The organism is Listeria immobilis, from assembly GCF_014322765.1.
GTDB lineage: Bacteria > Bacillota > Bacilli > Lactobacillales > Listeriaceae > Listeria > Listeria immobilis.
Window position 1 is genome coordinate 26795 of the sequence record NZ_JAASTZ010000023.1, and the last position, 13679, is coordinate 40473.

General features: G+C 37.0%; 11 protein-coding genes and 1 pseudogene. 3 read left to right on the forward strand and 9 right to left on the reverse strand.

What is annotated here, in order from left to right:
- Positions 1-4 precede the first annotated feature (4 nt).
- Complete coding sequence (rph, locus tag HCJ50_RS14370; protein ID WP_185349305.1) at positions 5-751, reverse strand: ribonuclease PH; 747 nt, start codon at positions 749-751, stop codon at positions 5-7.
- Positions 752-1564 carry a glutamate racemase gene (racE, locus tag HCJ50_RS14375; protein ID WP_185349303.1) on the reverse strand — a complete coding sequence of 271 codons (813 nt, stop codon included), beginning with the start codon at positions 1562-1564 and terminating at the stop codon, positions 752-754.
- Between the two features lie 147 nt (positions 1565-1711).
- Between racE and HCJ50_RS14380 the strand changes: the two are divergent.
- Positions 1712-2207 (forward strand): annotated as a pseudogene (locus HCJ50_RS14380) (YslB family protein).
- A gap of 65 nt (positions 2208-2272) precedes the next feature.
- Here the strand turns inward: HCJ50_RS14380 and HCJ50_RS14385 are convergent.
- The 7 genes from HCJ50_RS14385 to zapA form a co-directional block, all read right to left on the reverse strand.
- The gene (locus HCJ50_RS14385; protein ID WP_185349300.1) at positions 2273-3487 is read right to left on the reverse strand and encodes an aspartate kinase; all 1215 of its coding nucleotides are present in this window, start codon (positions 3485-3487) and stop codon (positions 2273-2275) included.
- Between the two features lie 152 nt (positions 3488-3639).
- Complete coding sequence (gene uvrC / locus HCJ50_RS14390) at positions 3640-5451, reverse strand: excinuclease ABC subunit UvrC (protein ID WP_185349298.1); 1812 nt, start codon at positions 5449-5451, stop codon at positions 3640-3642.
- Between the two features lie 77 nt (positions 5452-5528).
- Entirely contained in the window at positions 5529-5840 is a 312-nt protein-coding gene (gene trxA / locus HCJ50_RS14395) for a thioredoxin (protein ID WP_185349296.1), read from the reverse strand.
- A gap of 78 nt (positions 5841-5918) precedes the next feature.
- Positions 5919-8276 carry an endonuclease MutS2 gene (locus tag HCJ50_RS14400; protein WP_185349294.1) on the reverse strand — a complete coding sequence of 786 codons (2358 nt, stop codon included), beginning with the start codon at positions 8274-8276 and terminating at the stop codon, positions 5919-5921.
- 22 nt (positions 8277-8298) lie between these two features.
- Positions 8299-10011 (reverse strand): DNA polymerase/3'-5' exonuclease PolX, encoded by a 1713-nt coding sequence (gene polX / locus HCJ50_RS14405; protein WP_185349292.1) that lies wholly within the window; start codon positions 10009-10011, stop codon positions 8299-8301.
- A gap of 90 nt (positions 10012-10101) precedes the next feature.
- Positions 10102-10644, reverse strand: coding sequence for a CvpA family protein (locus HCJ50_RS14410; protein WP_185349290.1), 543 nt, complete (start codon positions 10642-10644; stop codon positions 10102-10104).
- Positions 10644-10907, reverse strand: coding sequence for a cell division protein ZapA (gene zapA, locus HCJ50_RS14415; protein ID WP_003747168.1), 264 nt, complete (start codon positions 10905-10907; stop codon positions 10644-10646). Before zapA ends, HCJ50_RS14410 begins: the two co-directional genes overlap by 1 nt.
- Positions 10908-11061: 154 nt before the next feature.
- Between zapA and rnhC the strand changes: the two genes are divergently transcribed.
- Both rnhC and HCJ50_RS14425 read left to right on the forward strand, forming a co-directional pair.
- A complete protein-coding gene (gene rnhC, locus HCJ50_RS14420; RefSeq protein ID WP_185349314.1) occupies positions 11062-11988 on the forward strand; it encodes a ribonuclease HIII in 927 nt (308 codons plus the stop codon).
- Positions 11989-12114: 126 nt separating this feature from the next.
- Positions 12115-13512 carry an IS1182 family transposase gene (locus HCJ50_RS14425; RefSeq protein WP_185349288.1) on the forward strand — a complete coding sequence of 466 codons (1398 nt, stop codon included), beginning with the start codon at positions 12115-12117 and terminating at the stop codon, positions 13510-13512.
- Positions 13513-13679: the final 167 nt, after the last annotated feature.

Below are 13679 nucleotides of genomic sequence, written 5' to 3' on the forward strand. Positions count from 1 at the left end.
GTGATTACTCTCCTTTTATCCTTGCTATGACATTTTCACCAAGTGTTTCTTTTTGGATTTCAATTAATTCACTAATTCCTTTTTTACCTAGTGCAATTAACTCTGCAAGTTCAGCGTCAGAGAAAGTTGCTTCTTCCCCTGTACCTTGAAGCTCAACAAATGCACCGCTTCCGGTCATAATAATATTCATGTCAACTTGCGCTGCGCTGTCTTCTACATAATTTAAGTCAAGTACTGTTCCGCCTTCTTCTAATACACCTACACTAGTTGCTGCTAAAAAATCTTTTACAGGGAATTTGGTAAATGGTACTTCTGCGTCTAATTTAGCGATTGCCATCACCATAGCGATAAATGCACCAGTGATAGAAGCGGTTCTTGTGCCTCCGTCTGCTTGAATAACATCACAATCTAGCCAAATAGTCCTTTCACCAAGTGCGTCTAAATCAACAACGGCACGCAAAGCACGACCGATTAAACGTTGAATTTCCATCGTTCTACCGGTCACTTTCCCTTTGGATGATTCACGGATATTACGCGTATTGGTTGCTCTTGGTAACATAGCGTATTCAGCAGAAATCCAGCCACGACCCTCTCCGCGCATAAATGGTGGTACTTTGGATTCTACACTTGCGGAACAAATAACTTTTGTATTTCCTGATGCGATTAAGACCGAACCTTCTGGATGCATTAAATAGTTTGGGATTACTTCTATTTTTCGTAGTGCATTACTTTCTCTTCCATCAACTCTCATTTATTGCACCTCTTGTTTTCCTAATTTAATATGTTCTACAGTCATTTCTGGCATACTTAACCAATCTTTTGCAATATCTTGAAAAATTTGTGTTGAGCCTGTAGTGAAAAAACGATGCTTAATTTCTTTATCGGATGCATCTAATAAATTGTGATAATCAAGTAACGCGCTTACTTCACTTGCAGTTTCTTCGCCGGAATTAATCACCGCCACACCTTCTCCCATAAAATTTTCAATAATTGGTTTTAATAACGGATAATGTGTACAGCCTAAAATCACAGTATCAATCTTTGTGCTTTTAAGTGGTAAAAGGGATTCCGCTACGACTTTTTTGGCAATCGCGCTTTTGTACTCGCCTGATTCTACGACAGACACAAATTTGGGACAAGCAAGTGAATCTACTTCTACTCGTTGGTTCAAACCTTTGAGTGCAGCTGGATAAGCCATACTTTCTACGGTTCCAATTGTTCCTAATACACCAATCTTATTATTCCTTGTCGCTTTTAATGCTGCTCTAGATCCTGGTTGAATTACACCAATTACAGGTATATCTAGTTTTGCTCTAATATCATATAAAGCTGCTGCGGTTGCGGTATTACATGCAATTACGAGCATTTTGATGCCACGTTCTACTAGAAAATTAGTCATTTCCCAAGTAAATTGGCGAACTTCTTCTTTATCTCGTGGTCCATATGGGCAACGGGCGGTATCCCCTAGGTAATATACTTGTTCATGGGGTAGCTGTTTTAGTACTTCTCGCACTACTGTCAAACCGCCAACTCCCGAATCAATAAATCCAATAGCTTGTTTCACAGTCTCGCCTCAATTTCTCTATTAGTTTCCAATTTTTTTATCTATACCTTCCATTTTCTTATTTTTTCCGCTTTTTCGCAAGTCTTTTTTATGAAAAAAGGTTTTTTATAGAAATTTCTTTGTTGTGCTTTCCATTTTAGGTTGATTTTGGTTATAATGGTGTATGAAAGTGGGGTTATCAAAAATGACAGAAAATGAACAAAATACACATTCAGAAAGAGTCCTTATTCCTAGCTTTGGGTTAGATTTACTACGAGATTATTTAATCCCTGAAATTCTTGGAGATGAAGCACCTCACATAATGTACTGGGCTGGAAAAGATTTAGCACGTAAATTCCCGCTTAATTCACTAGAAGCAGTTATCGACTTCTTTGAAAAAGCTTCATGGGGTAAACTTAGTATAGTGAAAGAAAAGAACGATGAATTACGGTTACTTTTAGAAGGTGATGTGATAGCCGTTCGCTTTGATTCTCAAGAAAATCCAACCTTTAAATTAGAAGCAGGTTTTATCGCCGAACAACTACAGGCGCAAAAAGAGTTTTATACAGAAAGTTATGACGAAATGGATAAACGAAAAAATCAAGTAATGATTATTGTAAAATGGGACCGCAAAGAAACCATTAATAATGATGAACGTTATTAAAAAAACACTTGAGGTAACTGAAAACTTCCGCTTAAGGAGTTTATCAGCGACTTCAAGTGCTTTTTTTATTTATCTAAGTCAAATTGATCATGTAATACTTGAGCGGCTTCTACCATTTTTCTTGCTGGAACTACAGTAGAAACTTTGATTTCTGAGGTGCTAATCATTTTGATGGGAATGTTGTTTTCGGTAAGTGCCTCAAACATTTGTGCTGCTACTCCTGGGTTGCTTACCATTCCAGAGCCAACTATAGAGACCTTTGCTAGTTCTTGTTCAGATTCTAATTTTTCTATTTGTAAAAGCTCTTTGCTTTCTTCTAAAACAGCTAGCGTGGAGAGCAGTGCGCTCGTTTTAATTGTAAAGGACAAATTACCATGCCCTAATCCTGTAATTCCTTGGATTATAATATCCACATCAATATTATTATCTGCTAATTTTGTGAACACTTTCGAAACGCGCATTGCTTCTTTTTGTTTCCAATGAATTGTTACACGTGTAAGTTGATCTTCAAAAGCAATACCACGAACTACTTTGGTATTTTCCATAGTTAAATCCTCCTCTATCATTGTTCCGGGAACTTGTTCATGGCTTGCCCTTACTTCTAATGGAATCCGGAAATTTTTTGCATATTCAACCGAGCGTGGATGTAAAACGCCTGCACCAAGATTAGCTAATTCTAACATTTCATCATATGTAATTTGTTCTAGTTTTTGGGCTTTTTTCACGTAGCGGGGATCTGTTGTAAAAACACCTACTACATCTGTACAAATAGCGCATTTCTCTGCTTTTAAAGCTGATGCAATCGCTACGGCTGTTGTGTCAGAACCACCACGACCTAGTGTTGTAATTTCGCCGTCTGCAGTTAAACCTTGAAAACCTGCAACAACTACAATTTTACCTGCATCCAGCGCTGATTCAATACGTGCACTATCAATGTCCGCAATTCGTGCGTTACTATGAACTGCTTCGGTTTCAATACCTGCTTGCCAACCTGTATAAGAAATAGCATCATGCCCTTTTTCTTTTAGTGTCATTGCAAGCAGTGAAATTGTAATTTGTTCTCCAGTCGACAGTAACATATCCATTTCGCGTTTATCTGGCGCTTCGCTAATTTCTTCGGCCATTGCTACTAATTTGTCCGTTGATTTCCCCATTGCAGAAACGACGACAATGACTTTATTTCCTTGTTTTTTCTCATAGATGGCTTGATCGGCTGTTTTTCCAATTTTATCTACGGTGCTAACAGATGTTCCGCCAAATTTTAATACTACTAAACCCACAATCGTTCCTCCTGACTTTCTATCTTTTTACATCAATATTCTTATTTTAGCGCATTTATGTAGTGAAGGGAAGAGGGATTGGATCAACTTTGATTCATTTATGTAAAAAGAGTCAATAACTTTAACATGTCATTGACTCTTAATCCGCAAATTTATTTTTGTTCTGTGTTTTTGGCTTTTTCATTAAAAGCGGTGATATGTTTATGGACTTCTTCTGCAACATTGAGTGGAACGCCTGCTTCTTTTATCTCGTCAATGGATGCTTCTTTTAATTTTTTCATTGAGCCAAAATGTTTGAGTAGTTTTTTCTTGCGACCTGGTCCAACGCCTGGAATGCCGTCAAGGATGGATTGAAAGCCTGTTTTGCTGCGTAATTGGCGATGGAATGTGATGGCAAAGCGGTGAACTTCATCTTGCATCCGTTGTAGTAGATAGAATTCTTGACTGTTTCTTTCTAACGGAATAATAACGAGCGGGTCGCCGAAAAGTAATTGACTCGTTCTGTGTTTATCATCTTTTGCAAGACCAGCTACCGGGATATCAAGACCAAGTTCATTGATTAAAACATCTTTGGCGCTATCAATTTGCCCTTTCCCGCCATCAATTAAGATTAAGTCAGGCATAGGTAGTCCTTCTTTAAGAACCCGCCAGTAGCGACGGCGAATTACTTCGCGCATTGTTGCATAGTCATCTGGTCCTTCGACGGTTTTAATTTTATATTTACGATAATCGTTCTTGCTTGGTTTTCCGTCGAGGAATGTCACCATTGCGGAAACTGGATCTGTTCCATGAATATTTGAGTTATCAAAGGCTTCTACACGAGATGGAGTCGGGATTCCCATTGCTTCTCCAAGACGCTCTACTGCCCCGACTGTACGCTCTTCGTTTCGTTCTAGCAGCATAAATTTTTCGTTTAGGGCTATTTTGGCGTTTTTATAGGCTAGTTTGACTAAATCTTTTTTGTTGCCGCGTTGTGGTACGATAATTTTTGTATCTGGTGCAACAGCTTGTACAGCTTCACTATCTACATCATCTGGTAAATAGATTTCTTTTGGTGGAATGTGATTTGCTTTTTGATAAAATTGCCCAATAAAAGTAAGGAAATCTTCTTCTGCATCATTATAAAAAGGGAATTGGGAAACGTCGCGTTCAATTAACTTTCCTTGGCGAATGAAGAAAACCTGGACACACATCCAGCCTTTATCAATAGCATATCCGAAAACATCTCGGTCAACGAAATCATTCATCGTCATTTTTTGTTTTTCCATAGTAGTTTCTATCGCTGTGATTTGGTCACGAAATTCACCAGCTTTTTCAAATTCCATATTTTCAGCAGCTGTTTGCATTTTTTGTTTTAAATCATTTTTAACATTTTTATAGCCACCATTTAAAAAGGCAACTATTTCATCTTGCATTTCTTTATATTTACTTGCTTCTACATCAAAAACGCATGGAGCAAGACATTGCCCTAAATGATAATATAAACAAACTTTATTAGGTAGTGTGCTGCATTTCCGTAGTGGGTATAGACGATCTAAAATTCGTTTGACTTCATTCGCCGCATATACATTAGGATACGGGCCAAAATACTTACCTTTGTCTTTCTTTACTTGGCGGGTGATAATTAAACGTGGGTGTCTTTCATTGGTAATTTTAATAAATGGATATGTTTTATCATCTTTTAGTCGAATATTAAAACGCGGGTCATGCTTTTTAATTAAATTAATTTCAAGTAACAAGGCTTCTACATTGGAAGATGTTACGATGTATTCAAAGTCCACTATTTCCTGAACTAAGCGTTGCGTTTTGCCATCATGTGTTCCTGAAAAATAAGAGCGAACACGGTTTTTTAAAATTTTTGCTTTACCGACATAAATGATGGTTCCTTGTTTATCTTTCATTAAGTAACAACCTGGTTGGTCAGGTAATAGCGCTAATTTATTTTGGATATGTTCAGAAGACATTTTATCAACTCCAGTTACGCATTTAAAAAGAAGCTTCGACTTGGTTAGTCTGAAGCTTCTTTTATTTTAGCATAATTTTAAATGTATTTGTTAATGACTTCATCCAGTTCTTCTTTTGGACGATAACCAATAATTGTATCAACTACCACTCCATCTTTTTTAATAAGAAGGGTTGGAATGCTCAGTACACCAAAGCTTCCCGGTGTTTCTGGATTTTCATCTACGTCCATTTTGACGATTTTAAGTGTTTCGCCACGTTCTTCTTGTATCTCTTCTAAAACTGGAGCCACCATGCGGCAAGGACCACACCATGTTGCCCAGAAATCTGTTAATACTAAACCTTCACTAGTTTCTTGTTCAAATGTTGCATCTGTAATTTCTTTTACCATGATTATTCACTCCTTATGACTTTTGTATTCACAGTATAGCATTTACACCTATTTCGAGCTATGTTTTTGCTCAGTATTTTACTTAAACTCTACAATTGTCACACCATTGCCACCCTCAGCTGCTGCACCAAAACGAATAGATTTCACCATACGATGATTTTTCAAGTATTCGGTAACTCCAGTTCGAAGGGCACCTGTTCCTTTACCATGAATAATTGCGACTTGTGGATAACCAGCCATTAAAGCTTCATCTAAATATTTATCTACTTTTTGGAGCGCATCTTCATAACGCTCTCCTCGCAAATCAAGCTCGCTTTTGGCTGGGGAATCACTGCTTTGGACGGATGTGATAATACGTTGTTTCTTTGGTTTTTCTGGTTGAATGAACTCTAAATCGCTTGTTTTAATTTTCATTTTGATAATACCGATCTGAACATTCCATTCAGTGTCATTTATTTTGTTTAAGAGCGAACCTTTTTGGCCGAGTGATAAAACACGAACATTATCGCCATCTTGGAAAACATGGGGTTTTTGTTTTGGCGATTGTGGAATTGTTTTATTAATTGTTTTTGGTTTTACTTTTCCTAATCTTGTTTTGGCGTCGATTAGCTCATGTTCTTTAATTCCTGCCGCTCCGTTTAGTTGCATGGTGCGGAGTTCGTGAATAATTTCTTCTGCTTCTGCTTCTGCTTTTTCAACAATCATGGCAGCTTTATTACTCGCTTGTTCGATTAATTTATCTTTTTGTTGATAATAGCTGGCAATTTCTTTTTGTAAGTCTTTGAGTAAAGCATCGGCGCCTTGTGCTAGATCATGTGCTTCTTCATACTCTGCTTCTGCTAAATTTCGTTTTTCTTCTAAACTAGAAATCATATCATTTAAGTCAGCGCTTTCCGTGTCCACTAGACTTCTTGCTTCGGTAATAATCGTTTCGCTTAAGCCTAGACGACGTGAAATATCAAAAGCATTACTTCTACCTGGCACGCCAATTAGTAATTTATAGGTTGGACTTAGTGTTTCAACATTAAATTCTACCGAGGCATTGGTTGCGTGAACTCGGTTATAGCCATAAGCTTTTAATTCTGGATAGTGGGTTGTCGCAACTACACTAGCTCCTTTAGCATGACTCGCATCCAAAATTGAAATCGCGAGAGCCGCTCCTTCTTGAGGGTCAGTTCCGGCGCCAAGCTCGTCGTATAAAATAAGTGATTGTTGATTTACATTTGCTAAAATCGAAACAATATTAGTCATATGTGAGGAGAAAGTACTTAAACTTTGCTCAATTGATTGTTCATCACCAATATCAGCAAAAACATGTTCAAAAATAGCGATGGTGGAATCTTCTTGTGCCGGAATTTGTAACCCAGATTGTGCCATCAAAGTGAGTAATCCTAATGTTTTCAATGTGATGGTTTTTCCGCCTGTATTTGGTCCCGTAATAACGATCGTCGTGAAATCTTCTCCTAAATAAATATCATTGGCAACAACTTTATCTGCCTCTAGTAGTGGGTGTCTTGCTCCTAAAAGGCGAACAATACCTTTATCACTTAAATGTGGTGTGATAGCTTTCATCGCTTTACCAAAACGAGCTTTGGCAAGAATAAAGTCAAAACGGCCAAGAATAAAGGTATTATGATGAATTTCTTTATTCCAAACAGCTAGTGAAGTAGAAATTTCTGCAAAAATACGTTCAATTTCTTGGGCTTCTTTTGATTGAAGGGATTTTCGCTCATTATTTAAGTCTACTACACTTTGTGGCTCGATAAAAAGAGTTTGACCAGAGGCAGACTGATCATGAACAATACCGCCGTAATGACTCTTATACTCTTGCTTCACAGGAATAACGTAACGATCATTTCGAATCGTAATCACGGCATCACTTAACATTTTTGCTGCATTACGATTTCGTAAGTAGGATTCTAATTTTTCACGAACTCGGTCTTCTGTTCGACGAAGTGTACGTCGAATGGAACCAAGCGCGTCACTAGCTGTATCAAGGACTTTACCACTTTCATCTACTGAAATCGCAATATCATCCTCAACTTCTTTTAATACTAAAAGTTCATCTGCAAGTGCGTCAAGAAGCGGCAATTCTACTCCTACTTCAAGCAAATCAGCCATAAAATTCTTCATTTGACGACTAACACGAAGATTACTGCCAATTTGGTAAATTTCAAGTCCATTTAAATTGCCGCCTATTTCAAGACGTTTTAAATGGGCGTTTACATCGGTTAAACCAGTAATCGGTGCGCTACCTCGTAAACGAATTATTTTTGCTCCTTCTTCTGTTTCAAGTTGTGCTTTTTGAACTACTTGAAAATCTGTGTCTGGAGATAAATCTAAAATAGCTTGCTCTCCTAATGAAGAAGAAGCAAATTCAGTTAATTGTTTTTTTATTTTATCAAACTCTAAAATAGCTTCCACTTTTTTTTCCATTTGTCATCCTTCTTTTTCTTAGTTATTTATTCTGTAAAAATTGTTTAAACTCTGCTGCGGATTTTGTATTAAGTATTGCTGACTTGTCTAACCAAGCTTTTTTGGCTGCACGAACGCCTAATGACATAAACTCTAAATGCTTTGTATCATGCGCATCTGTGTTGATAGCAATTGGAACAGCAGCTTTATGTGCTAATTCCAAATGTGCTCGGTTCAAATCTAGTCTTTGTGGATTGGCATTAAGCTCTAATGCTGTTCCGGTATTTTTAGCTAGTTCAATTAATGCTTCCATATTAACATGGTATGGCTTTCTTTTCACGATAATTCTGCCTGTCGGATGTGCAATTAGCCTAACATATGGATTTTCACAAGCTGTTTTTAAACGTTTCATAATGTCTTGTTCTGATTGTCCAAAGCTCGAATGAATTGAAGCAATAACAAAATCAAGTTGTTCTAAGGTTTCATCCTTAAAATCAAGTGAGCCATCTGGTAAAATATCCATTTCAACTCCGGAATAAACATCAATTTCTGGATAATTAGCAGCTACTTTTTTAATTTCAGCCTGTTGTTCCAGCAGTCTTTTTTCATCTAGTCCGTTTGCAACGCGTAAAAATTTCCCATGATCGGTAATCACCATATATTCATACCCTTTTGCAATACAAGCCTCTATCATTTCTGGAATCGCATAAGCTCCATCTGACCAAGTTGTATGCATGTGCAAATCCCCGCGAATATCGTCTAACTCAAGAAACTTAGTGTCTTGATTGACGCGTTCAATTTCTGAACCATCTCGCCGAACTTCTGGTGGTAAAAAGGGAATATTAAAATGATTAAAAAAAGCTTTTTCCGAATCGAAGTGGCGTATCGTTCCGTTAGCTTGTTCAACACCGTATTCGCTAATTTTTTCGTCTGATTGTTTGGCAAGTTGGCGCATTTTGATATTATGTTCTTTTGAGCCGGTAAAATGATGTAACGTTGTAGCAAAAGCTTTGTTTTCTACTAAACGGAAATCCACCGAAATAGTTATCTTATCTTCTAAAACAGCTGAAACCTTTGTATCTCCTGCACCGGTCACATCTGTGATAAGAGGAAATGCTAGTAATGCTTTTTGAACTTCTGCTGGTTTTTCCGTGGCAATGACATAATCTAAATCTTTGACCGTTTCTCGCAATCTTCGGAGACTCCCTGCTTGAGCAAATGTATCAATTTCTTCCAAACTAGCCAAATATCCCTCTACTTTCCTGATAATAGGTAGTACATCATTTAAAGGATACCTATCTGGTCGTTCACCCATTTCTCGTACTGCTTCCGCCATTTTTTCTGCTGATTTTTTCCCAAAACCTTTTAATGCTTCTATCTTCCCGTTTTCAAATTGTTCGAGCAAACTTGTTTTATCGGTCACACCTAGTTCATGATAAAGCCGCGACAATTTTTTACCACCCAGTCCTGGAACATCTAGTAATGGAACTAATCCGACTGGCACTTCTTTTTTTAGTTCCTCAAGTTCTGGTGACTCTCCTGTCGTTAAAAAATGTTGAATAATTTCTCCAGTTGTTTTACCAATACCACTAATTTTGGTAAAATCATCTATTTCAGTCAAACTTCGACTATCTAGTTCTATTGCTTGAGCTGCTTTTCGAAACGCAGCTATTTTAAAACTATTTTCTCCTTTTAATTCCATATAAGTGGCGATTTCTTCTAACAAACGAATAATTTCTTTTTTATTGCTGGCCATTTATATCCCCCGTTTCATTCATTAAAAAATACCAGCGCAATCCTATCCAAAATTGGCTAAGAATATACATCTGGTATCGATTGTTTCTTTTTATTTTGGCAGAATATCTGTCATCCAATCATAAAATTGGGAAGATAGAATTGGTGTATTTTCAAGTATCCACTGTGCTATACTCGATCCGTGAAGTACGTTTTCAGTCCAAGTTGATGGATAAATTGCCATTATAAATAAAGCTACAAAGATAAATAAGTATGCATTAATTACGCCAATAACAGCCGCAAGTAAGCCATTGATTTGACGCAAAATCGGAATTTTAGTAAGTCCGCCGGCAAGTGATGCTAACATATGGACGATAATAATCGCAATAATAAAAATAATCACAAAGCCTAAAACATTATAATACGCCGTCTCTGTTCTTAGTTCTTGAAGTATAGTTGATAATCCACTAGCGCTATCCACATTCGGATAAGGAATAAATGTAAGGTGTGGCGCTAAATCTTCGTAATATGTGTACGAAACAAAAAATGCCAAAATATAGCCTACTAGTAAGATAAATTGTTTAATTAGCCCTGCTCGAAATCCAGCAAAAAAGCTAGAAACAAGTATAATTAAAATAATCGCATTTAATATCATTAATCTCTTCCTTTAATTCGAGCTAGCTCTTCTTCCAACTCTCTGAATTTTTGTTCTAGTTTTAAATAATCATGAGTTGCATTTACTGCTGTTAAGACAGCGAGTCTGCCACTATCGAGCGCATGATTTTGGGAGCCGATTTCGTGCATTTTTTCATCGACCTCGCGAGCTACTTTTCGTAAGTGATCTGCTGTTTCAACTCCAACAATCGTATATTCTCTGCCATAAATTGTTGTCACTACTTTATTTCTCTCATTTGCCACGTGAAATTCCTCCTCGCCCAAGTTCATATAAGACGCTACTTGTCATAATCTTATCATGAAAAAGCGGGAAAGAAAAGAGGCAACTCCCCAACTAGACGATATTCAGTCTTTCGTCGTAGTATGTTACAATAGAACTTTGAAAGGATGATGCTTTATCGCAAATACTGTCATTGTAGTCAACCAAACAACCATGGAAAAAATGAAACAAACCTATCTCCCTTTTTCAAGTCCAAAACTTCCACCAGGTGCCATTTTTGCAGCTAAAAAACCTGGTGTATCTATTACCGGCTATAAATCCTTAAAAGTTATGTTTCAAGGAGTAAATGGCGAAATAGAAGCCAAAAAATGGGTTACCTCTCTTCCGGTAGCTACCAAAAAAACGCCTAGTGTATCAAAAGGTGTTCTACCACTAAATTTTGCTAGTAAAAACGTTATTGGATCTGATGAAGTTGGAACAGGTGACTTTTTTGGTCCGATTACTGTTTGTGCAGCTTATGTGGAAGAAACCATGATGCCACTTTTAAAAGAGCTTGGTGTTAAAGATTCCAAAGCGATGAAAGACCCAGAAATTTGTCGCATCGCCGAAAAAATTATTCCTGTCGTTCCACATAGCGTATTACTTTGTCCAAATCCTAAATACAATGAACTACAAAGTCGTGGGATGAATCAAGGTCAAATGAAAGCACTTCTACATAACCGAGCACTCGAAAATGTTTTGAAAAAAATTGCACCGATAAAACCAGATGCTATTTTAATCGATCAGTTTGCCGAAAAAACTACATACTACCGTTATTTAGCAAAAGAACCAAACATAATTCGTGAAAATGTTTTTTTTGCAACAAAAGCAGAAGGGTTACATCTGTCAGTTGCTGCTGCATCCATTATCGCACGTTATAAATTTGTCCAAGCTTTTGACGAAATGTCACGCGAAGTTGGTATCCTTTTACCAAAAGGAGCTGGACCACATGTTGATGTCGTTGCAGCAGAAATTATCCAGCGTTTTGATATGGAAACATTAGCAAAATATACCAAAAAACATTTTGCTAATACCGAGAAAGCATTAAAAATCGCCCAAAGCTAACTAAAATACCCCTTAATGATTAACGAGGCATTTTAGACTGTAGACAAAGTGAGAAATCATTTTATTTGCAGTCTTTTTTGTTTTATAATAATGGTAAGGCTTACATAAAATGATGAGGTGATAAAAATGCTTTCTAAACATCAACAACAAGCACGAAATCAATTAGTAGCTATTTCTTTAGATGATTTGGTCCCAGAGGACCATTTAGTAAGAAAAGTAGATAATGTGATTAACTTTGACTTTATCTATCCATTGGTAGAACATACTTATTCTCCTACTGGAAGACCTAGTGTAGATCCGGTAGTCCTCATAAAGTTAGTCCTCATTCAATATCTTTTTGGTATTCGTTCCATGCGCCAAACCATCAAGGAAGTAGAAACAAATATGGCTTATCGCTGGTTTTTAGGGTATGATTTCAATCAGAAAATTCCGCATTTCTCTACTTTCGGTAAAAACTATGTCCGACGTTTTGCAGAAACAGATGTATTTGAACAAATTTTTTATCGCATTTTAAAACAAGCAATGGATGCTGGTTTAGTCGAACCTGAAGTTGCTTTTGTGGACTCTACACATGTAAAAGCAAATGCGAATAAACATAAATTTCATAAAAAATTGGTTCGAAAAGAAACACGCGTTTATCAAGAAGTACTAGAAGAGGAAATTAATGTAAGCCGGGTTGCCGAAGGAAAAAAGCCTTTCGCCAGGAAAGAAAGTCAGGAGGAGAAAGAAATTAAAATAAGTAATACTGATCCCGAAAGCGGCTACTATGTCAAAGGTGAACGAGAAAAACAATTTGCTTATTCTTTCCATACGGCTTGTGATACCAATGGTTTTATTCTGGGTTCTATTATTACTCCAGGAAACATTCACGATAGTCAACAGTTAATTCCACTTATCGAAAAATTAAAAAACACCCTTTCGACGCCTTCGGTGGTGGTTGCTGATGCAGGTTATAAGACACCAATTATCGCTAAGTATCTTTGGAGTCAAGGCATAGAAGCGGTGCTTCCTTATACTCGACCAAAAGGAAAAGAAGGGTTATTTTCAAAACGGGCATTTTTATATGATCAGTATTTAGACAGTTATATTTGTCCCAATAACTCGTTATTATCTTATGTTCGAACTACAAGAGATGGTTATCGTCTTTATAAATCTACTCCTCTTCACTGTAGTAGTTGTTCCTTATTAAAGGATTGCACGCAAAATAAACAAAAGGAAAAAACAATTCTGCGACATCTTTGGGAGCCTTACTTAGAAGTATCAGAGGAATTGCGTTACACAGAACAGCATAAAAAATGGTATAAACGCAGAAAAGAAACCATCGAAAGATGTTTTGCGGATGCCAAAGAAAAGCATGGTATGAGATGGACTACTTATCGTGGACTTGCGAAAGTAACTCTCCAAGCGATGCTTACTTTTGCAGCCATGAACCTGAAAAAGATGGCTAACTGGCTATGGAAAAAGGCTATGCCTTTTTATTTTTTTGCCTATAAACAGAAAAAAACGAAAGTTCTCATTGTTTAACCTTTGAGAACTTCCGTTTTTCTACAGTCTGAGAAATCCAACAATTAATAAAAAATTGTTGGATTTCTTTATTGTATTAAAATGGAATGGTGACATAGTCAAGAAAAAATGGACAAGGTGTTAGAGAAAGTTAAGCGGAAAACTTAGCTTGGAATGGTGTTTTATAT

What these genes read in the sequence shown, in the direction of transcription:
- uvrC (WP_185349298.1), bottom strand. Translation starts at nt 5,451, where the DNA reads ATGTCTTCTGAACATATCCAAAATAAATTAGCGCTATTACCTGACCAA.
- trxA (WP_185349296.1), bottom strand. Translation starts at nt 5,840, where the DNA reads ATGGTAAAAGAAATTACAGATGCAACATTTGAACAAGAAACTAGTGAA.
- polX (WP_185349292.1), bottom strand. Translation starts at nt 10,011, where the DNA reads ATGGCCAGCAATAAAAAAGAAATTATTCGTTTGTTAGAAGAAATCGCC.
- HCJ50_RS14425 (WP_185349288.1), top strand. Translation starts at nt 12,115, where the DNA reads ATGCTTTCTAAACATCAACAACAAGCACGAAATCAATTAGTAGCTATT.
- HCJ50_RS14400 (WP_185349294.1), bottom strand. Translation starts at nt 8,276, where the DNA reads ATGGAAAAAAAAGTGGAAGCTATTTTAGAGTTTGATAAAATAAAAAAA.
- HCJ50_RS14410 (WP_185349290.1), bottom strand. Translation starts at nt 10,644, where the DNA reads ATGATATTAAATGCGATTATTTTAATTATACTTGTTTCTAGCTTTTTT.
- rph (WP_185349305.1), bottom strand. Translation starts at nt 751, where the DNA reads ATGAGAGTTGATGGAAGAGAAAGTAATGCACTACGAAAAATAGAAGTA.